18 protein-coding genes and 1 pseudogene are annotated in these 21,193 nt (G+C 72.0%); 5 read left to right on the top strand and 14 right to left on the bottom strand.

Translation table 11 applies throughout. The features are described 5' to 3' along the window. Positions 1-111: 111 nt before the first annotated feature. Entirely contained in the window at positions 112-663 is a 552-nt protein-coding gene (locus tag ACXN5W_RS23055; protein ID WP_473160435.1) for a hypothetical protein, read from the bottom strand. A gap of 184 nt (positions 664-847) precedes the next feature. Here ACXN5W_RS23055 and ACXN5W_RS23050 point away from each other — a divergent pair, with 184 nt between their 5' ends. Further along, complete coding sequence (locus tag ACXN5W_RS23050; RefSeq protein WP_473160434.1) at positions 848-2,041, top strand: PQQ-dependent sugar dehydrogenase; 1,194 nt, start codon at positions 848-850, stop codon at positions 2,039-2,041. 199 nt (positions 2,042-2,240) lie between these two features. Next, a complete protein-coding gene (locus ACXN5W_RS23045; protein ID WP_473160437.1) occupies positions 2,241-3,797 on the top strand; it encodes a metallophosphoesterase family protein in 1,557 nt (518 codons plus the stop codon). Between the two features lie 302 nt (positions 3,798-4,099). Here the strand turns inward: ACXN5W_RS23045 and gatB are convergent, their stop codons facing one another. The 13 genes from gatB to ACXN5W_RS22980 form a co-directional block, all read right to left on the bottom strand. Further along, the gene (gatB, locus tag ACXN5W_RS23040; protein WP_473160433.1) at positions 4,100-5,599 is read right to left on the bottom strand and encodes an Asp-tRNA(Asn)/Glu-tRNA(Gln) amidotransferase subunit GatB; all 1,500 of its coding nucleotides are present in this window, start codon (positions 5,597-5,599) and stop codon (positions 4,100-4,102) included. A 13-nt stretch (positions 5,600-5,612) separates the two neighbouring features. Beyond that, positions 5,613-7,088, bottom strand: coding sequence for an Asp-tRNA(Asn)/Glu-tRNA(Gln) amidotransferase subunit GatA (gene gatA / locus ACXN5W_RS23035; RefSeq protein ID WP_473160432.1), 1,476 nt, complete (start codon positions 7,086-7,088; stop codon positions 5,613-5,615). 76 nt (positions 7,089-7,164) lie between these two features. Next, positions 7,165-7,470, bottom strand: a complete 306-nt coding sequence (gene gatC / locus ACXN5W_RS23030; protein WP_473160431.1) for an Asp-tRNA(Asn)/Glu-tRNA(Gln) amidotransferase subunit GatC — start codon at positions 7,468-7,470, stop codon at positions 7,165-7,167. Between the two features lie 189 nt (positions 7,471-7,659). Further along, positions 7,660-9,813: a putative bifunctional diguanylate cyclase/phosphodiesterase gene (locus ACXN5W_RS23025; RefSeq protein ID WP_473160430.1), complete on the bottom strand. Its 2,154-nt coding sequence runs from the start codon at positions 9,811-9,813 to the stop codon at positions 7,660-7,662. Between the two features lie 177 nt (positions 9,814-9,990). Then, positions 9,991-12,120 carry an NAD-dependent DNA ligase LigA gene (gene ligA / locus ACXN5W_RS23020; RefSeq protein WP_473160429.1) on the bottom strand — a complete coding sequence of 710 codons (2,130 nt, stop codon included), beginning with the start codon at positions 12,118-12,120 and terminating at the stop codon, positions 9,991-9,993. Positions 12,121-12,256: 136 nt separating this feature from the next. Beyond that, entirely contained in the window at positions 12,257-12,628 is a 372-nt protein-coding gene (locus tag ACXN5W_RS23015; RefSeq protein ID WP_473160428.1) for a VOC family protein, read from the bottom strand. A gap of 92 nt (positions 12,629-12,720) precedes the next feature. Next, positions 12,721-13,725 carry a uroporphyrinogen decarboxylase/cobalamine-independent methonine synthase family protein gene (locus ACXN5W_RS23010; RefSeq protein WP_473160427.1) on the bottom strand — a complete coding sequence of 335 codons (1,005 nt, stop codon included), beginning with the start codon at positions 13,723-13,725 and terminating at the stop codon, positions 12,721-12,723. A gap of 73 nt (positions 13,726-13,798) precedes the next feature. Continuing rightward, positions 13,799-14,869, bottom strand: coding sequence for a tRNA 2-thiouridine(34) synthase MnmA (gene mnmA, locus ACXN5W_RS23005; RefSeq protein ID WP_473160426.1), 1,071 nt, complete (start codon positions 14,867-14,869; stop codon positions 13,799-13,801). Between the two features lie 164 nt (positions 14,870-15,033). After that, the gene (locus ACXN5W_RS23000) at positions 15,034-16,212 is read right to left on the bottom strand and encodes a cysteine desulfurase family protein (protein ID WP_473160425.1); all 1,179 of its coding nucleotides are present in this window, start codon (positions 16,210-16,212) and stop codon (positions 15,034-15,036) included. Positions 16,213-16,525: 313 nt separating this feature from the next. Beyond that, positions 16,526-17,485 carry an electron transfer flavoprotein subunit alpha/FixB family protein gene (locus ACXN5W_RS22995; protein ID WP_473160424.1) on the bottom strand — a complete coding sequence of 320 codons (960 nt, stop codon included), beginning with the start codon at positions 17,483-17,485 and terminating at the stop codon, positions 16,526-16,528. A 14-nt stretch (positions 17,486-17,499) separates the two neighbouring features. After that, positions 17,500-18,279: an electron transfer flavoprotein subunit beta/FixA family protein gene (locus ACXN5W_RS22990; protein WP_473160423.1), complete on the bottom strand. Its 780-nt coding sequence runs from the start codon at positions 18,277-18,279 to the stop codon at positions 17,500-17,502. 216 nt (positions 18,280-18,495) lie between these two features. Next, positions 18,496-18,906 (bottom strand): hypothetical protein, encoded by a 411-nt coding sequence (locus ACXN5W_RS22985; protein WP_473160422.1) that lies wholly within the window; start codon positions 18,904-18,906, stop codon positions 18,496-18,498. After that, entirely contained in the window at positions 18,903-19,706 is an 804-nt protein-coding gene (locus ACXN5W_RS22980) for a GNAT family N-acetyltransferase (protein ID WP_473160436.1), read from the bottom strand. Before ACXN5W_RS22980 ends, ACXN5W_RS22985 begins: the two co-directional genes overlap by 4 nt. Positions 19,707-19,749: 43 nt before the next feature. Here ACXN5W_RS22980 and ACXN5W_RS22975 point away from each other — a divergent pair, with 43 nt between their 5' ends. From ACXN5W_RS22975 to ACXN5W_RS22965, 3 genes and pseudogenes are all read left to right on the top strand, one after another. After that, the gene (locus ACXN5W_RS22975; protein ID WP_473160421.1) at positions 19,750-20,142 is read left to right on the top strand and encodes a YidH family protein; all 393 of its coding nucleotides are present in this window, start codon (positions 19,750-19,752) and stop codon (positions 20,140-20,142) included. After that, the gene (locus ACXN5W_RS22970; protein ID WP_473160420.1) at positions 20,139-20,618 is read left to right on the top strand and encodes a DUF202 domain-containing protein; all 480 of its coding nucleotides are present in this window, start codon (positions 20,139-20,141) and stop codon (positions 20,616-20,618) included. The genes ACXN5W_RS22975 and ACXN5W_RS22970 overlap by 4 nt, the downstream gene beginning before the upstream one ends. A gap of 32 nt (positions 20,619-20,650) precedes the next feature. Beyond that, positions 20,651-20,974: pseudogene (locus tag ACXN5W_RS22965) on the top strand (PLDc N-terminal domain-containing protein); the annotation flags it as partial. Positions 20,975-21,193: the final 219 nt, after the last annotated feature.

The raw sequence follows: 21,193 nt of genomic DNA, 5'->3' as shown, positions 1-21,193 counted from the left end.
CTTCGAGCCTTATCTTTCCCCCTTTTTCTCTCTTTTCTCCCCTCTCCCCCCCCTCCCCCCCCCCCCCCCCCCCCCCCACCCCCCCCCCCCCCCCCCAGGGCCGACAGGCCGTCAGGCGATGTCCGGGCCGCGCCGGCGCAGTTCCTCCACCGTGCCCATCGCCGTACGCAGCTCGCCGAGCCACTGGTCGGCGTGCTCACCGACCAGCCGTACGCACCAGGCCAGCGCCTCCGAGCGCGACCGGGCCACACCGGCGTCCACCAGGGTGTCGAGCACCCGGCGTTCCGGCTGGCGGAGGCGGGTCATCACCGGCGCGGACAGGTTGGTGAACAGTTCCTCGGTGCCGCCACAGGCAACGCCCCAGGCCACCTTGCGGCGGTACCGGTACTCGACCTGGCGGGCGATGGCGATCCGCCGGTCCCGGGTCTCCTCGCGGTACTGGTTGATCCGGCCGGCCTCGGCCGCGGCCCGATCGGCGGGTGACGCCTCGGCCGGCAGCTCCGGCTCCGGCAACCGACCCACGACCGCGATCTCCTCGCGGTCGATGACGACCCGGGGTGGCTCCGTGAACCACCCGTCCGGGATGGCGCCGGTGATCCAGGCAGCGGCGTCGGCTGCGGGCGGTGGCTCGCTCCGTGCCCCGTCCCATCTCCGATCCCTCATCGTGCTCACTCCCCTCGACAGGCAATGATTACATGATTACACCCCTACCAGGATTACAAGCAAGCCTGACTCCTCGATCGGCGATCGTTGCCGTTAACCGGGGGCCCTTCCTCTACCGAAAGCGATGACAAGGTGCCCTTCCTTGCGTCCACGGGGGCGGGTGGGCCCGACTACGCTTGGCCCGGTGAACCTTCGCACCGCGTACCGGCACACCGGCCGGACCCGTTCCGCGGTCGCGCTGTGCGCGGCGGTCATTCTCACCACCGGCGGCTGCTCGTTCGGCGAGCCGAAGCCGGACCCGGCCGGAGAGCCACCCCGATTCCCCACCCCGAGCGTGTCGGCGACCCAGGGCGGCGGCGTCGATCAGGAAGCGGCGGCAACGGTGCTGGCCAAGGGCCTGGAGGTGCCGTGGGGCATCGCCTTCCTGCCCGACGGCGGCGCCCTGGTGACCGAACGGGACACCGCCAAGATCCTCAAGGTCGGTCCCGAGTCCGACACGGACGGGCTGAAGGTCACGACCGTGCAGACGATTCCCGACGTCGAACCGGGCGGCGAGGGCGGCCTGCTCGGCATCGCCGTCTCACCCACGTACGACCGTGACCGGTCGGTGTTCGTCTACTACTCGGCCAGAAACGACAACCGGATCAGCCGGTTCACCCTGGGCCAGTCACCCACCCCGATCCTGACCGGCATCCCCCGGTCGAACTTCCACAACGGCGGTCGGCTTGCCTTCGGCCCGGACGGGTTCCTGTACGCGACCACCGGGGACGCCACCCAGCGGGGCCTGGCCCAGGACCCGAAGAGCCTGGCGGGGAAGATCCTCCGGATCACGCCGGCCGGCAAGCCCGCGCCGGGCAACCCGTTCGGCAACTCGCCGGTCTGGACCCTGGGTCACCGTAACGTCCAGGGTCTCGCCTGGGACGAGAGCAAGCGGCTGTACGCCACCGAGTTCGGCCAGAACACCTGGGACGAGATCAACCGGATCGAGCCGGGCAAGAACTACGGTTGGCCCGAGGTCGAGGGCGGCGTCGGAGCCACCGCCCAGCCGGGGGGCGACAAATTCACCCCGCCGCTGGTGCAGTGGCACACCAACGAGGCATCGTGCTCTGGCGCCGCCATGATCGGCCGGCTGTTCGCCACCGCCTGCCTCAAGGGCGAACGGGTGTGGCTGGTGGAGTTGACGGCCGACGGCGGGGTGTTGGGCCAGCCCCGGGCCGTGCTGACCGAGCGGTACGGCCGGTTGCGGGCCGCCGTCACGGCGCCGGACGGCTCCCTCTGGCTCTCGACCTCCAACAAGGACGGTCGCGGCCAACCCGGACCCGACGATGACCGGCTGATCCGGCTGGTGTTCTCCGACGGCGGCGCGGGGCGCAGTTGATCCGCGACGGCGGACCGAGGTTTCCCAAGATCCCAACCCGGGCAGGTCAGAGTTCCGTGATGAACAGGCGCACGATTCCATGACGGGTCCGGACGACGACAGCCGCGCGGCCGACCGGCGGGACCCGTTGACCGGCGTCCGGCGGTGGGTGAGCACCAGCGGTGGCGTGCTCACGGCGGTGGGTCAGGGCACCCGCCGGATGCTTTCCTCCAGCTGGGGCCGGCGGAGCCGGATCGCTGTCGCGATCGCGATGGTCAGCCTGGCCGGCGTGGTGCTCGGTACGCTCCTCGGCGGTCACGTGCAGGCCGACATCGGGCCGTTCCGTGCCCAGCTGGCCCTTCAGCCGTCGATCAGTGGCGGGACCACGGTGCGCATCCCACCGCTGGGCGCCCTGCAGTTCGACAGTCACGACGGGCCGGCCCGGCTGACCGTGCAGCTCGGTGCGCTCGACCAGAAACGCACCGAGGCGCTGATCAACGACCCCGGCAACCTCGACCGGATCAGCCAGCTCGCGGTGCGGGACGTCAGCGAGGGTGCCACCCGGTTGGTCCTGCGGACCCTCGGCGCCGCCCTGCTCGGGTCGCTGCTGCTGGCCGCGCTGGTCTTCCGGAACGTCCGCCGGGTGGCCTGGTCGGGTGTGCTCTCGCTGGTGATCACCGGCGGCAGCCTCGGGGTGGCCGGCCTGACCGTCCACCCGCAGGCCCTGGAGGAGCCACGATACGAGGGCCTGCTGGTCAACGCCCCGGCCATCATCGGCGACGCCCGGTCCATCGCCACGAACTACGGCAAGTACGCCGAACAGCTCCAGCGGCTGGTCGGCAACGTCAGCAAGCTCTACACCGCCGTCTCCGCGCTGCCCGTCCTGGAGCCCAACCCGGGTACCACCCGAGCGCTGCACATCTCGGACATGCACCTGAACCCGTCGGCCTGGCAGCTCATCCGTACCGTGGTGGAGCAGTTCAACATCGACGTGGTGATCGACACCGGGGACATCACCGACTGGGGCAGCGAGCCCGAGACGTCCTTCGTCGGAGCGATCGGCCAGCTCAAGAAGCCGTACGTCTACATCCGTGGAAACCACGACTCCAGCGCCACGGCCGCGGCGGTGGCCAAGCAGCCCAACGCGACCGTGCTGGACCAGTCGATCACCATCGCGGCCGGGCTCACCATCGCGGGCGCCGGTGACCCCCGGTTCACCCCGGACAAGGAGACCTCACCGGCCGGCTCGGGCCTCACGTCGGTGGTCGCCGACCAGGTGATCGGCACCGGGGAACGGCTGGCCGCCACCATCCGGGCGGCAACGCCCGAGCAGGTGGACATCGCGCTCGTGCACGACCCGGCCTCCGCCGGCCCGCTCTCCGGCACCGTGCCGCTGGTGCTCGCCGGACACGTCCACCACCGGGAGGTGCTGAAGCTGCCACAGGTCCCGGGCGAGCAGCCGACCCAGCTGTTCGTCGAGGGTTCCACCGGCGGCGCGGGCCTGCGCGGCCTGGAGGGTGAGAAGCCCACCCCGCTGGCCATGACCGTCCTCTACTTCGACCCGGCGCAGCATCTCCAGGCGTACGACGAGATCACGGTCGGCGGCACCGGAGAAGCGCAGGTCAGCCTCGAACGGCACATCATCACCGACCCGAAGGTCGGCGACCCGAAGGCCTCGGTGACCCCGACGCCCACCCGCGGCCCCACCCCCACGCCGCCGGTCAGCCCACCCAGCTCCGTTTCCCCCCGCCCCCCGACGCCCACCCGCACCCGCTGACCGGTCGTCAGAAGCCGGTGACCCGACGACCGGTACGCCTCACCGGGTCATCGCCTCCACCGCTTCCTTGGCGGTCTTCAGGTCGACGCCGACGGACCCCGCCCGCCAACCACGACGGGTCTCGGCGGACCCACCAGCGAACCCACGACGGGATTTCGGCGGACCCACCAGCGAACCCACGACGGGATTTCGGCGGAGCCCGCCCACGTCGGGATCAAGCCTGACCGCCCAGAGTGGGCGGGCTCCGCCGAAATCCAAACCGTAACCACAACCACCCAGGACGGATCCGCCGAAACCCGAAGCTACCCCTGGACCCCGAGCCGCTCCAGCACGAGTTCACGGACCGTACGGGCATCCGCCTGCCCCCGGGTGGTCTTCATGACCGCCCCGACCAGCGCGCCGGCCGCCGCGACCTTGCCACTGCGGACCTTCTCGGCGATCTCCGGGTTGGCCGCGATGGCCTCGTCCACGGCGACGGTCAGCGCACCGGTGTCCGAGACGACCCCGAGACCCCGCTTCGTCATGATCTCGGACGGCGAACCCTCCCCGGCGACCACGCCCTCCAGTACGGCGCGGGCCAGTTTGTCGTTCAGTTTGCCCTCGTCGACCAGCCGTTGCAGCTCGGCCACCTGCGCCGGACCGGCGCCGACCGAGGCCAGTTCGACGCCGGTCTCGTTGGCCCGCCGGGACAGCTCGCCCAGCCACCACTTGCGGGCGGCGGCCGGGGTGGCGCCGGCGGCCACCGTCTGCTCGATCAGCTCGACGGCACCGGCGTTGAGCACGGACTGCATGTCCAGGTCGGACAGCCCCCACTGTTCCTGGAGCCGCCTGCGGTGCAACCGGGGCAGTTCGGGGAGGGCGGCCTTCAGCTCGGCCACCCAGGCCGGGTCCGGGGCCAGCGGCGCGAGGTCCGGTTCCGGGAAGTAGCGGTAGTCGGTCGCGGTTTCCTTGGACCGGCCCGGGGTGGTGTCTCCGGTTTCCTCGTGGAAGTGCCGGGTCTCCTGGGTGATCCGGCCACCGGCGTCCAGCACCGACGCCTGGCGCAGCATCTCGGAGCGGACCGCCCGCTCCACCGAACGCAGCGAGTTGACGTTCTTGGTCTCGGTCCGGGTGCCCCACTCGGCACCGGGCAGGTTGAGCGACGTGTTCACGTCGCAGCGCAGCGAGCCCTCCTCCATCCGGACGTCCGAGACGCCCAGCGAGCGGATCACGTCACGCAGTTCGGTGACGTACGCCCGGGCCACCTCGGGTGCCTGCGCGCCGGTGCCGGGGATCGGCTTGGTGACGATCTCCACGAGCGGGATGCCGGCCCGGTTGTAGTCGACGAGCGACTCCGTGGCGCCGTGGATCCGGCCGGTGGCGCCGCCGACGTGCAGCGACTTGCCGGTGTCCTCCTCAAGGTGCACCCGCTCGATGCCGATCCGCACGGTCTCGCCGTTGACCTCGACGTCCAGGTATCCATCGACGCACAACGGCTCGTCGTACTGGCTGATCTGGAAGTTCTTCGGCATGTCCGGGTAGAAGTAGTTCTTCCGGGCGAACCGGCACCACTGCGCGATCGAGCAGTTCAGCGCGAGTCCGATCCGGATGGTGGCCTCGATGGCCGCCTTGTTGGCCACCGGGAGCGAGCCGGGCAGGCCCAGGCAGACCGGGCAGACCCGGGTGTTCGGCTCGCCGCCGAAGTCGGTCGGGCAGCCGCAGAACATCTTCGTCCGGGTGCCCAGCTCGACGTGGGTTTCCAGCCCGATCACCGGCTCGTACCGCGCGACCACCTCGTCGTACGCGGGCAGTGTCGTCGTCATGGGTGCTCCTGCCTCACAGTGCCGGTGGGGTGAAGGTGCCGACGGCGCTCTCCAGCGCGGCGGCCACCCGGTACATCCGGTCGTCGGCCATGGTCGGGGCCATCACCTGCAGGCCGACCGGCAACCCGTCGGACAGGCCGCAGGGCACCGAGATGGCCGGCCCGCCGTACAGGTTGGTCGGGATGGTGAACAGGTCCGCCAGATACATCTGGTACGGATCCCCGGTGCGCGAGCCGAACGGGAACGCCACGAACGGCGTTGTCGGCGAGACCAGCACGTCCACCTGCTCGAACGCCGCCGTGAAGTCGCGGGTGATGAGGGTACGCACCTTCTGCGCCTGCCCGTAGTAGGCGTCGTAGTAGCCCGAGGAGAGCGCGTACGTGCCGAGCATGATCCGGCGCTTGACCTCGGGGCCGAAGCCGGCGTCCCGGGTGAGCGACATGACCTCCTCCAGCGCGCGGTTGCCGTCGTCGCCGACCCGCAGGCCGAACCGGACGCCGTCGAACCGGGCCAGGTTGGAGGAGCACTCGCTCGGCGCGATCAGGTAGTACGCCGGCAGCGCGTACTCGAAGTGCGGGCAGGACACCTCGACGACCTCGGCGCCCAGCTTGGTGAGCGCGTCCACGGCGTCCCGGAACGCGGCCAGCACGCCCGGCTCGGCGCCCTCGCCGGAGAACTCCCGGACCAGGCCCAGCTTCACCCCGGTCAGGTCGCCTCCCGCGCCGGCGCGGGCCGCGGCCACCACGTCCGGTACCGGCGCCGGAATGGAGGTCGAGTCGCGCGGGTCGTGCCCGCCGATCACCGTGTGCAGCAGCGCCGCGTCCAGCACCGTCCGGGCGCACGGACCGGGCGTGTCCAGCGAGGAGGAGAACGCCACCAGCCCGTACCGGGAGGTGCCGCCATAGGTCGGCTTGGCGCCGACGGTGCCGGTGACCGCGCCCGGTTGCCGGATCGAACCGCCGGTGTCCGAGCCGATCGCCAACGGAGCCTCGTACGCGGCGAGCGCCGCCGAGCTGCCGCCGCCGGAGCCGCCCGGGATGCGGGTGAGGTCCCACGGGTTGCGGGTCGGGCCGTAGGCCGAGTACTCGGTCGACGAGCCCATCGCGAACTCGTCCATGTTCGTCTTGCCGAGCATCACCGTGCCGGCGGCACGCAGCCGCTCCACGATGGCCGAGTCGTACGGCGGGCGCCAGCCTTCCAGGATCTTGGAGCCGACCGTGGTCGGTACGCCCCGGGTGGTCAGCACGTCCTTGACCGCGATCGGCACCCCGGCCAGCGGGCCGAGTGGTTCACCCGCGGCCCGGCGCTCGTCGACGGCCCGCGCGGCGGCCTCCGCGCCCTCGGCATCGACGTGCAGGAACGCGTGTACCTGGTCGTCGACCGCGGCGATCCGGTCCAGGTGGGCGCGGGTCACCTCGACGGCGGAAGCCTGGCCGTCGGCCACCAGCGCGGCGACCTCGGTCGCCGTCAAACGGGTCAGATCGCTCATGACGGCTCCTCGCTGCGCTCGGACCCGCCATGCGGCTCCACCGCGCTGAGTTTGATGATGATCTCGCTCCGCTCGCTCATGAGGCCACCTCCTCGTCGAGGATCCGGGGCACTCGGAAGCGCTGCTGCTCAGCGTCGGGGGCACCGGAGAGGGCTTCCTCTGCCGTCAGGCACGGCGCCACGACGTCCTCTCGCAGCACATTGGTCAGCGGCACGGAGTGCGAGGTGGGCGGGATGTCGGCGGCGGCGACCTCACCCACCCGGGCCACTGACTGCAGGATCACGTCGAGCTGGCCGGCGAAGGTCGCCAACTCCTCCTCCGTGACGGCGAGTCGCGAGAGGCGCGCCAGGTGCGCGACCTCTTCGCGGGAGATGGCGGCCATCCGTGTCCCCTTCGTGCCTCGATGATGTACGTCCCCGACCGGAAACGGTCACCGGCACAGCCTCGCAGTCGCGCCTTGACCCGAGCGAGTCTATTTGTCACCGGGCGGTCGCCCGCCACCGCCTCCCCGAAATGGCGGCGTCACCGCGGAAGTCACTCCCCAAGGATGCCTGCGCCATCGCAGCTCGGTTCAGTTCACGTCGGCCCGCCCCTGATCCACCCGGATGCCGCGGATCGAGGCGGTCGGCCAGCGGTGTCGACCGGAGGACGGTGTCGCCGAACCCGGTTGCAGCGGGCGGTATCGGGACAGCCAGGTGGTGAGATCGCCGGCCGGCATCGGACGGGCGTAGAACCAGCCCTGCGCGACGTCACAGCCAGCCAGGTGCAGCAGCCGCCAGGTCCGCTCGTCCTCCACGCCCTCGGCCACCACCCGCAACCCCAGCGCCCCGGCCAGTTCGATCATCGAACGCACGATGGCCGCGTCGTCCGCGTCGACGGCCATGCCAAGTACGAACGACCGGTCCACCTTGACCTCGGCCAGCGGCAGCCGGCGCAGGTGCTGCATGGACGAGTAACCGGTGCCGAAGTCGTCGAGCGAGATCGCCACTCCGATCTTGTCCAGCCGGGAGATGGTCGCCAGCACCCGCCGGGGATCGGCCATCAGTGCACCCTCGGTGATCTCCAGCTGGAGCTGGGCCGGCGGCACGTTGAACCGGGCCAGCCGGTCGGCGATCTGGTCCGCGATCTCGCCGGTGTGCAGGTCCCGGACGCTCACGTTGACCGCCGCCCGCAACACGATGCCGGCGGCCGACCACTCGGCGATCTGCTCGACCACGTCGTCCACGACGCGACGGGTCAGCAGGCGCATGACGGCGCTCTGCTCGGCCACCCGGATCAGCTCCTCCGGATCGACCATGCCGCGCCGCGGGTGACGCCACCGCAGCAGCGCCTCCACCCCGACCACCTCGCCGGTGGCGATCGCGATCTGCGGCTGGTAGTACATCGTGATCTCGCCGGCGTCCGCCACTCCCGTCGCGCCGGGCGCCTCCAGCACCTGACGCAGGTCGGCGAGCAGGCTGAGCCGCTCGGGCGAGTTGTGGTCGGACTCCGCCGCGTAGACGGCCAGCGTGTCGCCGCGGTGCTTCGCGTCGTACATCGCCACGTCGGCGTGCCGCAGGAGGGTTTCGAAATCCTGCCCGTGGTCGGGATAGAGAGCCAGCCCGATCGAGCCGCCGACGTCCAGCGGGAGCCCGTCCAGCGCGACCGGTTCGGCCAGCGACCGCACCACCCGCTCGGCGACGTCCCGGGCGGCGTCCACGTCGTCGAGCCGGCCCGCCAGGATCGCGAACTCGTCGCCACCGAGCCGGGCCACGGTGTCCTCGGGCCGGACGGCCGCGGTCAGCCGCCCGCCGACCGCCACCAGCAACCGGTCGCCCACCGCGTGTCCCAGCGCGTCGTTGACGTGCTTGAAGCGATCCAGGTCCAGCACCAGCAGGGCCAACCGGCCGGGCTCACCCTTCGCGGCCCGTTCGGCGTGCAGCGAGATCTGCTCGGCCACCTCGGTCAGCAGGGCCTTACGGTTCGCCAGCCCGGTGAGTGGGTCGAGCCGGGCCAACCGTTCCTGCTCCCCGGACAGCCGGGCCATCCGGGAGACCGCGTACAGCGGCACCACGATCAGCGGGACGAGGGCCGCGCTCACCCGGGCGGCGGCCATCAGCACCGGCCCGAGCAGCAGCAGGGAACCGTTCGACACCGCCTCGAACGCGAAGCCCTGCCGGAACGCCGGCCACCAGCGCACCCCGAAGCGCATTCGCAGGGCCAGGGTGACCAGGCCGTAGCTCACCAGGAACCACGCGGCACCGGCCGCGGCCACCGCGAGCACGTCGGTCCAGGACACCTGGAAACCGGCGGCGAACCCCGCTGGCGTGGTGAGCCGGGCCACCTCGCGGGCCGCCGCGAGCGCGCAGGCGTACTGACCGGCGTTGAACGCCGCCCGCCACACCGCGTGCCGCAGCCGCCAACTCACCACGGCCACCGCGAGGGTCTGTACGGCGACCGCCGGCCCGAGCCCCCAGCCGAGCAGGATCGCGAAGCTGAAGCAGATGGACGGAAAGACCGCCGGGCTGGGCCGTCGACCGGGCGGGGTGAACGGGCGGGCGTCCCCGGCCACGGCGAGGGCGGCCATCAGCCAGAACGCCACGGGCAGCCCCGGCAGCCGGCCGGGAAGGGCACCGAGCGGCAGCGCGCAGATCGCCACGGCCACGGCGACGACCGCCCAGACGAAGCCGAAGAACGTGGCGGCCCGTCCGGGGGGAACGGAGTTCCGCAGCGACGCGGCCTCCATGGCACCTCCCGAGGCTGATCTGTTCGCGACGGCCCTCCTTGGCGCGCCGCTTCTCCATGAAACGCCGCTATTGGCGAGTCCGGGGTTCGACAGACACGAAACGGACGTAGTCGTGACTAACTTGGAATACACCGCATCTCGCCGGATAAGATCCGGAGCGCCGCTGCTCCGGACGGGTCACGCCGGCTCGTCGTGGCGCGCCACCTCCAGGGCCGCCTCCGGACCCCGCTCCAGCAGCACCGTGAAGCCCTCCTCGTCCAGGACCGGCCGCTTCAACGCGACGGCCTTGTCCGCCTTGCTGCCCGGATTTTCCCCCACCACCACGAAGTCGGTTTTCTTGGAGACCGAGCCACTGACCTTGCCACCCAGCGCCTGGATCGCCTCGGCCGCCTGGTCGCGGGAGTATCCGGCGAGGGTGCCGGTGACCACCACGGTCAGCCCGTCCAGCGGTCGCGGTCCCTCGTCGAGCCGTTCCTCGGCCATCCGGACGCCCGCCGCGGCCCACTTGTCCACCACATCCTGGTGCCAGTCGACGGCGAACCACTCCCGCAGGCTGACCGCGATGGTCGGACCAACCCCTTCGACCGCGGACAGTTCCTCCTCGGCGGCGGCCTTGATCTCGTCGATCGAGCCGAAGTGCCGGGCCAGGGCCTGCGCCGCGGTGGGTCCGACGTGCCGGATGGAGAGCGCGACCAGCACCCGCCACAGCGGACGCTGCCTGGCCTCGCCGAGATTGTCCAGCAGCTTGACCGCGTTGCTGCCGAGGCTGCCGTCCTTGTTGACGAAGAACGGGACCTCGGCCAGCTTCTCGGCGTCCAGGAAGAACAGGTCACCCTCGTCGGTTATCGCACCCGCCGCCAGCAGCGCGCTGCCGGACTTGTAGCCCAGCACCTCGATGTCGAGCGCGCCCCGGCCGGCCAGGTGGAACAGGCGTTCCCGTAGCTGCGCCGGGCAGGTGCGGGAGTTCGGGCAGCGGATGTCGATGTCCCCCTCCTTCGCCGGTGCCAGCGGCGACCCGCACTCCGGGCAGTGGGTGGGCATCTCGAACGGCCGGGCGTCCGCCGGGCGCAGGTCGACCACCGGGCCGAGCACCTCGGGGATGACGTCGCCGGCCTTGCGGATCACCACCGTGTCGCCGATCAGCACGCCCTTGCGTTCCACCTCACGGGCGTTGTGCAGGGTGGCGAGCGCGACGGTTGACCCGGCCACCTTGACCGGCTGGAGCACGGCGAACGGGGTGACCCGGCCGGTCCGTCCGACATTCACGTTGATGTCGAGCAGCTTGGTGGTGACCTCCTCGGGCGGATATTTGAAGGCCATCGCCCAGCGGGGTGCCCGGCTGGTCGAGCCGAGCCGCCCCTGGATCGCCACCGAGTCGACCTTGACCACCACGCCGTCGATCTCGTGCTCGACGTCGTGCCGGTGCTCGGCGTAGTAGTCGATGTACTCCCGCACACCGGTCAGGTCGGGCACCACCCGCCAGCGCTCGCTGGTGGGCAGTCCCCACTCGCGCAGGGTCGCGTACGACTCCGACTGGGCCTTCGGCTGGAACCCGCGCCGGGCGCCGATGCCGTGGACCACCATCCGCAGCGGCCGGCTCGCGGTGATCCTCGGATCCTTCTGGCGCAGGCTGCCCGCCGCGGCGTTACGCGGGTTGGCGAACGGCGCCTTGCCCTGCTCGACCAGGGTGGCGTTGAGGTCGGCGAAGGCGGCCACCGGGAAGTAGATCTCGCCGCGTACCTCGATCAGCTCGGGCAGGTCCGGGCCGGTCAGCCGCTCGGGGACCTCCCGGATGGTCCGGACGTTGGGGGTGACGTCCTCGCCGGTACGCCCGTCACCACGGGTCGCCGCCCGCACCAGCCGACCGCGCTCGTACGTCAGGTTGATCGCCAACCCGTCGACCTTGGGCTCGCAGAGGTAGGTCACCGGACCGCCGGCGTCCCGTTCCACCCGCTCGGCCCAGGCCGTCAGCTCGGCGATGTCGAAGGCGTTGTCCAGCGACATCATCCGTTCGGCGTGGGTGACCGGGGTGAACAGCGTCGAGAAGGTGCCACCGACCCGCTGGGTGGGTGACTCGGGCGTGACCAGGGACGGGTACGCGTCCTCCAGCGCCTGGAGCTCCCGCAGCAGGGTGTCGAACTCGGCGTCGGAGATGGTGGGCGAGTCCAGCACGTAGTAGCGGTACTGATGATCGGTCAGTTCGGTGCTCAGGGTGGCGTGCCGCTCCCGGGCCGACGGCGGCGGATCGGCACCGGCCGCCGCCTCCTGCTCGGCGCTGACCTGCTGCGGGATGGCTTCCTCGGACACCGCTACCCCCTGCTCGCGACCTCGCTGATCGTGCCGGGGAAACCGTATCCCGAGGTACCGACATCCGGACCCCCGGCGGTCGATGCCGGCGCTGGCCCCGACCAGCCCAACAGCCGGTCAGCGCGAGCCGAGCAGGTCAGTCCCAGCAGAGGCAGAACGGGTGACCGACCGGGTCGGCGTACACCCGGAAGTTGTCCTCGCCGCCCGGCAGCCGGGTGGCGCCCAGCGCCAGCACCCGCCGCTCGGCCTCGTCGATGTCGGTGACCGTCACGTCCAGATGGAACTGTTGAGGTCGCTCCGGGTCGGGCCAGCGCGGCGCGCGCAGGTTCAACGCCCGCTGGAACGCCAGCCGGGGAGACTCGCCGGGCTTGCCGCCGAGCACCACCCACTCGTTCGGGTCATCGTCGTCGTCGAAGCCGACGGGCAGGCCGAGCAGCTCCGAGTAGAACCTGGCGAGGGCGCGCGGATCCGGGCAGTCGATGACCACCGTACGCAGTTGTCCGATCATGCCGGCCATCCTGCCCGCCGGGTACGACAGACAAACCCCACGTCGCGGCCCCTACGCCTCGACGAGCGACCGGACGGCAGCACGGCAGGCGGCTACGCCTCGGCGAGCCGCCGGGCGGCGTCCCGGCAGGCGGCCAGCGCCGCGCGGGCGTACTCCGGATCGGCGCCGGCCAGACCGCAGGCCGGCGTCACCACGACCTGCTCGACCAGCCGGGACCTCGGGAAGCCGAGCCGGTCCCAGAGCCGCCGCACCCGTTCGGCGGCGCGGGCCGAGGTCGGGACCACGCCCGGGCCCGCCGGTGTGCCGGGGACGGCCCCGACCAGCAGTCCGAGGCCGGCGTCGATGGCTTCACCGAGCGGGTCGAGCTGGCGTACCAGATCCAGGTCGAGCGCGACGGCGGCGGCACCGGCCGCCCGGACCAGTTCGAGCGGTACGTCGGGCGCGCAGCAGTGCACGACCACCGGCGCGTCGGCGGACTCGACCACCCGGCGCAGCGCCTCGGCTGCCGCGGCCGACTCCACCGGCCGGTACGCGCCGAACCCGCTCTCGGTGGGCACCCGACCGGCCAGCACCGTCGGCAGCGATGGCTCGTCCAGTTGCAGCAGTACCGTCGCGTCCGGCAGCCGGCGGCGCACACTCGCCACGTGCTGCCGGACGCCCTCGGCCAGCGAGCCGGTGAGGTCACGGACGGCGCCCGGATCGCGCAGCATCCTGGCCCCCGCCGGCAGATCCAGCCCGGCGGCCAGGGTGAGCGGCCCCGCGACCTGGATCTTGACGGTGCCGGTGAAGTCCTCGGCCTGCTCGGCGAGCTGGTCGAGGTCGCGTTCCATCAGGTCCCGGGCCCGGCGCAGATCCCGGCCGGGATGGGCGGCGATCCGCCACCGCGCCGCGTACAGCTCGACGGGCAGTTCCACCAGCAGCCCGGCCGTCCGACCGAGCAGGTCGGCACCCGGACCCCGGGCCGGCAGTTCGGGCAGGTGCGGCAGGTCGGGCAGCTCGCCCAGGACGATCCGCTGCGCCTCCGCCACGTCGGTCCCAGGCAACGACCCGATTCCAGTCGCCGCACCGGCCGGCCAGGGCCACGGTTGTTCGGTCACATCCGCCAACTCTAGGCGGTGCCCGGTGCGATCCGGCGGGCGGCGACGCGGTTCGGTCCGGCGCGGACCGGCGTCAACGGATGGTCGCCGAGCCCAGCACCACGTCGCCGGCCGGATCCGGCCGGTACGCCACGATCGCCTGACCGGCCGCGACGCCCCGGACCGGCTCGTGCAACTCGGCGCGCAGCTCGGCGTCGTCGCAGTACACCGTGGCCGGCACGGTCGAACCATGGGCCCGCAACTGCACCCGGCACTCGACCGGTGCGGCCGGACGCGGCCCGCCGGTCCAGACCGGGCGGTCCGCGGTCACGGTGGACACCGCCAGCGCCTCGGCCGGTCCGACCGTCACGGTGTTGGTCTTCGGCGTGATCGACAGCACGTACCGTGGCCGGCCGTCCGGGGCCGGCTCGCGCAGTGCCAGCCCGCGCCGCTGGCCGACCGTGTAGGCGTACGCGCCGGTGTGCGTGCCGAGCACCGCCCCGGTCTGCCCGTCGACGATGTCCCCCGGCGCGGCGCCGAGCCGATCCGCGAGGAAACCCCGGGTGTCACCGTCGGCGATGAAGCAGATGTCGTGCGAGTCCGGCTTGTCGGCCACGGCGAGCCCGCGCTCGGTCGCTTCGGCGCGTACCCGGGCCTTGGTGGAGTCGCCGAGCGGGAACATCGAGCGCTCCAACTGGGCCCGGTTGAGCACCGCCAGCACGTACGACTGGTCCTTGTCGAGGTCGACGCTGCGCCGCAGCAGCCCGTCCGGGCCGAGCCGGGCGTGGTGGCCGGTGACCACGGCGTCGAAACCCAGGGCCAGGGCCCGGTCCAGCACCGCCGCGAACTTGATCTTCTCGTTGCAGCGCAGGCACGGATTGGGGGTACGCCCCGCGGCGTACTCGGCCACGAAGTCGTCCACCACGTCCTCGTGGAACCGGTCCGCCAGGTCCCAGACGTAGAACGGGATGCCGATCACGTCGGCGGCCCGGCGCGCGTCCCGGGAGTCCTCCAGGGTGCAGCAACCGCGTGCGCCGGTCCGGTAGGTCTGCGGATTGCGGGCGAGCGCCAGATGGACGCCGGTCACCTCATGCCCGGCGTCGACCGCGCGGGCGGCCGCCACCGCCGAGTCGACACCGCCGGACATCGCTGCCAGGACCCGCACCCGAACCCCTCCCTAACCCCGCCTCACGAGCCTAACCCGCCCCCCACCACAGCCATCCTCCCCCACCCCCACCCCCACCCATCGCCCGGTTGATCATGAAGTTAGCCGAACTTTTGACCTTCAAACCGCCCGCTAACTTCATGATCAACCGGGGAGGAGGGGGGTCAGGAGCGGGTGGCGCGGATGGCTCCGGCTCGACGGGCGCGTTCGACCACGGCGGGTAACGCGGCGATCAGGGCGTCCACGTCGGCCTGGGTCGACGTGTGGCCGAGGGCGAACCGCAGTGACGAGCGGGCCCGCCCGTCGTCGGCGCCCATGGCCAGCAGCACGTGCGACGGCTGGGCCACCCCGGCCGAGCAGGCCGAGCCGGTGGAGCAGGCGATGCCCTGCGCGTCCAGCAACAGCAGCAGGGCGTCCCCCTCGCAGCCGGGGAAGCTGAAGTGCGCGTTGCCCGGCAGCCGATCGGCGGGATCACCGTTGTAGATCACATCGGGCACCGCCGCCCGGACCCGGGCCACCAGATCGTCGCGCAGCGTCCGGACCCGGGCCGCGTACTCCTGCTGGCGTTTGACCGCCGACTCCACCGCCACCGCGAAGGCCACCACGCCGGCCGTGTCAAGGGTGCCCGAGCGTACGTCCCGTTCCTGGCCACCGCCGTGCAGGATCGGCGTGCAGGACACGTCGCGACCGAGCAACAGGGCGCCGACCCCGACCGGTCCGCCCAGCTTGTGCCCGGTCAGCGTCAGGGCCGCGACCCCGCTCGCCGCGAAGTCGACCGGCACCTGGCCGACCGCCTGCACGGCGTCGGTGTGCAGCGGTACGCCAGCCCGGGCCGCCACCGCGGCCAGTTCGGCCATCGGCTGTACCGTGCCGACCTCGTTGTTGGCCCACATGACGCTCACCACGGCCACTTCGCCCGGGTACGCGTCGAGAATCCGCGCCAGTTCGGCGGGGTCGATCCGGCCGGCCGGATCCACCGGCAGCAACTCCAGGATCGCTTCCTCGTGGGTCCGCAGCCAGTGCGCCGGATCCAGCACGGCGTGATGCTCGACCGCGCTGACCACCAGTCGGTTCCGACCCGGTACGTCCGCGCGTCGAGCCCAGTAGATGCCCTTGACCGCGAGGTTGTCGCTCTCCGTACCGCCGCCCGTGAAGATCACCTCGGACGGGCGGGCACCCAGTACGGCCGCGATCCGTTCCCGGGACTCCTCGACCCGCCGACGGGCCGTCCGGCCGGCCGCGTGCAGCGATGAGGCGTTGCCGACCTCGCGGGCGGTGGCGACGTACGCCTCCAACGCCTCGTCGAGCATCGGCGTGGTCGCCGCGTGATCCAGGTATGCCATCGCTCCACAGCCTATCCCCGTTCCTTCCCGCCACCCCCGCAGCGGGTGCCGCCGAGGCGCCGGGTGGGAAACACATCCCCGTTTGGCGTATCCGCCGGGTGGCGTCGGGGTACTACGAGGCATGACCCGCACCCGGTACCGACCTGCCACACGGGATCCCTGACGGGCTGACCGGCGGGTCGGCCTCAGCTCCCCGACCCGCCGGTCGGCTCCCACCAGCCCGACCGGTCCCCCACCAGCAGATGACGTTCAGACGTTAAGAAGGGCCCCCTCCTATACAGAAAGCGATAAGAGGGGGCCCTTCCTTACCTCGCTACTTGCGCTTGCGGATCTCCTCGGCGGCCTGCGGGACGACCTTGAACAGGTCGCCGACCACGCCGAAGTCGGCCAGCTCGAAGATCGGCGCCTCGCCGTCCTTGTTGACCGCGACGATCGTCTTCGAGGTCTGCATGCCGGCCCGGTGCTGGATCGCCCCGGAGATGCCCAGCGCCACATAGAGCTGCGGTGAGACGGTCTTGCCGGTCTGGCCCACCTGGAACTGGTGCGGGTAGAAGCCGGAGTCGACCGCCGCCCGGGACGCGCCGACGGCGCCGCCGAGCAGGTCGGCCAGCTCCTCGACCAGCTTGAAGTTGTCGGCGTTGCCCACGCCCCGGCCGCCGGAGACCACCACGGACGCCTCGGTCAGCTCCGGGCGGGAACCCTTCTGCTCGGCGACCCGCTCGACCACCCTGGCCAGCTTGTCGGCGTCGGTGACCTGGACCTCCAGCCGCTCCACCTCGGGGGTGGCCGGCGCCGGGGTGGGGGCGACCGAGTTGGGGCGCAGCGTGACCAGCGGCAGGCCACGGGTCACCTTGGACTTCACGATGGTGGAGCCCGCGAACGCCACCTGGGTGGCCGTGCCGTCGGCGGCCAGCCCGACCACGTCGGTCAGGATGCCGTTGTCCAGCTTCACGGCCAGCCGGGCGGCGATCTCCTTGCCCTCCTGGCTGGACGCGAGCAGCACGGCGGCCGGCTGCACCCGCCGGACCAGTTCGGCCAGCACGGTCGCCTTCGGCGCCACCAGGTAGCCGTCGATCTCCTCGCTCTCGGCCGCGTAGACCTTGGCCGCCCCGTACTCGCCGAGCCTGGCGCTGAGCGCCTCGGCCGCGCCCGGTCCGCCGAGTACGACGGCCGCCGGGGTGCCCAGCTCGCGGGCCAGGGTGAGCAGCTCCAGCGTCACCTTCTTGACGCCGAATTCCTTGGTCGCCTCGACGACGACGAGAACCTCAGCCATGTTCCCCAGCCCTTCTACACGAACTTCTCGGTGGCGAGGTACTCGACCAGCGCGACACCGCCGGAGCCCTCGTCGGTCACCCGCTGGCCGCCGGAGCGCGGCGGACGCTTGCTGTGCTCGACCACCGCACTGGTGGCACCGGCCAGCCCGACCTCCTCGGCCGCGACGCCGAGATCCGCCAGCGACAGGGTCTCGACCGGCTTCTTCTTCGCGGCCATGATGCCCTTGAAGGAGGGGTAGCGCGGCTCGTTGATGGTGTCCCACACCGACACCACCGCCGGGGTGCCGGCCGAGACGATCTCGTAGCCCTCCTCGGTCTGCCGCTCCACGGTCAGCGTGTCGCCGTCCACGGTCAGCTTGCGGGCGCCGGTGAGCGCCGCGACGCCCAGCCGCTCGGCCAGCATGTGCGGCATGACCTGCACCCGGCCGTCGGTCGACTCGGCGCCGCAGAGCACCAGGTCGGCGTTCAGTCGGCCGAGCGCCGCGGCGAGCACCTTCGAGGTGGCCGGCGCGCAGGAACCGTGCAGGGCCTCGTCCAGGATGTGTACGGCCTTGTCCGGGCCCATCGACAGCGCCTTGCGGATCGACTCGGTCGCCCGGTCCGGTCCCATGGTCAGCACCGTGACCTCGCCGCCGTGGGCCTCCTTGAGTCGCAGCGCCTCCTCGATGGCGTACTCGTCCATCTCGTTGATGACGTTGCTCGCGGATCCGCGGTCGACCGTGTTGTCGTCACTGCGCAGGTTGCGGTCCGCGCCCGAGTCAGGCACCTGCTTGACGAGTACGACGATATTCATCGCGCTTCGACGACCCTCCTGTCGGTGTTGCCCACGGTGCCGGTCGCGCCGTGCTGTCGTCTCCCATTGTGGGACGCAGCCTTCCGCGACCGGAAACGCCGGGTCAACCCGGGGCGTTGTGCGGTTGACCACCGCCCATGTTACCCACTGGTAGCTTCACGCCACCGGACCGGGAAAGTGACCCGGCTCACGACCCGTTCGGGCGTACCGCGACCCTCAGGGCGTGACCTGCAGGGCGGCCAGCACCTCGATCAGCGTGGTCGACTCGGCGTCACTGGTCCCCGACGACGCCTCGGCGACCTGGTGGGCGGCGGCCACCACGGTGGCCTGATACCGGCCCAACTCGTCGGGCGCGCGTTCCCGGAGGATCTCCGCCGAGCGACGCAGTGCCGGCAGGACCAGCTCACGGACCGCGGCCGGATCGTCCGGCAGCCGGGGCAGCGGGCCGGTCGTCAGGGCGGCCCGGACCAGCCCCGACGATCCGGCGATGGTGTCCGAGGCGGCGAAACTCTCCTTGATCATGGCGAACGGTCCGGGATCCGCGTTGGCGACCAGGAAGACCGCGCCGTAGGCGGCGGTCTTCAGCGTCATCCGCTCCTCATCAGTCAACCGTTCATCCACAGTCACGGAGTGTATACGTACGGTGTTGTCGTGGTGATCGATACGAGTCCCAACCGCTCCAGGATGGGCCGGCTCTCGGCCGAGGCGTCGACCTGGAGCAACTGGTAGGCCCGGGCGTGCGCGAGCCGGGCCCGGTACGTCACCAGCGCCCGGTAGATGCCCCGCCCCCGCCACCGCCGCAACGTGGAACCACCCCAGAGGGAGGCGAAGGCGGTCTCCCCCTCGTACCGCACCCAGCCGGCGCTGACCACCCGGTCCTCGGCGACGTCCTCGGCGACCACGACGACGAGCCGGTCCGGCGTGTGGGCCAGCTCCGCCGCCAACGCCGGCGCCAGCCAACTCCGGTCGGCGTCCCAGACCTCCGCCTCCATCGCGCCGATCCGGTCCAGATCCGCCCGGCCGGTCACCTCGCGCAGGCGTACCCCCTCGGGAACGACCGGGAGACCGGCCGCGAGCGACGCGACCGCGCCGACCACGACGGTCTCCTGATCCTCCGGTTCGAACCCCGCGGCCCGCAGCCGGTCCGGCAGGTCGGCCGGTTCGTCGTGCCCGTAGAGCTTCCACTCCACCGACTGGCCGAGGCGCCGGAAGACGTCCCGCTGTCGCTCGATCAGCTCGGTGAGCGCGGCTCCGGTCAACCCGCCGAGATCCCGGTAGGTCAGGAAACCGCGACGATCCAGTCCGCTGATCCGGACCAGCGGACCATCCCGTTCCACCGTCGTCCCCGGCGGAACCGGGTCGGGCACGTCCGGGCGAAGCTGGCCGTCGTAGGTGCGTAGCAGCGTGGTTGCGTCAAGATCCATCATCGTGACCAGGCTAGCCATGCCGTCCAGCGGATAATCGGCGATCGTGTGGCACACGATCAGGCAATGGTTCGACCCGCGGGAACTGCGCGAGGTCGGCACCACCCCGGACTATCGGTTCTCACTGGCCAACGAGCGCACGTTCCTGGCGTGGCTGCGTACCGGACTGGCGTTGATCGCTGGTGGGCTCGGCGTCGCCCAGTTCCTGCCCCGGCTCCCGGTGCCGCACCTGCGGGAGGCGCTCGCCGTGGGGCTGCTCCTGCTCGGTTCGCTGGTGGCGGTCCGCGCGGTGGACCACTGGGCGCGGACCGAACGGGCCATCCGGCTCGGCGAGGAGCTTCCGGCGTCGCGCTTTCCCGCCGTGCTGGCCCTGGTGGTGGGGCTGGGTGCGATCCTGCTGATGATCGCCGTGCTGGTCGGCGCGGCCCGCGGCCAGTGACCGGCGGCGACTCGACCGACCCGGCCGGGTCGAACATCGCCGGGTCGGCCGGCCCAGGTCCCGGCGGCCCAGGTCCCGGCGGCCCCGGGTCCGCCCGCGCCGGTACCGGCCGCGCCGGACCCGGCCGCTCGGGGCCGGGCGACGCCGGCCTGCAACCCGAACGCACCCGGCTGGCCTGGCGACGCGGCGCGCTCGCCCAGGCCGTGGTGGCGCTGCTGGTGGTCCGGCTCTCACTCCGGCACGGCGGACCGGCCGGCGGGATGGCCGCCGGCGCGTCGTTGGCCGGCTGGGCGTGCGTGGTGGCCGGCACCTGGCGACGCATGGTCGGCCCACGACGAACGCCGAGGTCAACCACGACCGAGGCGACCGACCCGACCGCGAACGGGACGGTGGGCGGCGGCAACCTCGCGCTGCCGCTGTCGGTCGGCGTCACGGTCGGCTATGCCGTCCTGGGCGCGCTGCTCGTGATCCGTTAGGCGACCCGCCCGGGATGGGCCATCATTGGCCCATGGTCCGGGTGCTCATGCTGCTGTTCCTGGTCGAGCTGGTGATCACCAGCCTCGCCCTGATCAGCAGCCTGTCGGTCGAGTCCATCCGTGATGTGCGGCTGCTGCCCCGGGCAGCCTGGGTGGTGGTCATCCTGCTCGTGCCGATCGTGGGCGCGGTCGCCTGGTTCCTCGTCGGCCGCCCGGTCCCGGCCCGGCCCGGTGCCGGCAGCCGTCCCGGTCGCCCCACCGCTGCCGCCCCGGACGACGATCCGGAGTTCCTCCGATCGTTGGCTCGGCAGGACCGCCGGGAACGGGAGTTGTTCAACCGGTGGGAGGCGGACCTCGCCACCCCGTCGGGTGGCGGTGGCCCCAGCCACCCACGCCCCGCCCCGGACCGCCCCTCGGGGAACGGACCGGACCACCCGCAGCCCGCCCCGGACCATTCCTCGGGCGACGAGCCGAACCAGCCCGGCCCCACCCCGGACCAGCAGCCCGACGGTGGCCTGGACCTGCCACAGGACGGTACGGCCGACCCCGATCCACGCCCACGGCCCGGCGATCCC

This window comes from Plantactinospora sp. A48 (assembly GCF_055793945.1).
Note: the sequence above shows the minus strand (reverse complement) of the source record. Positions and strands in the feature narration are given on the sequence as shown.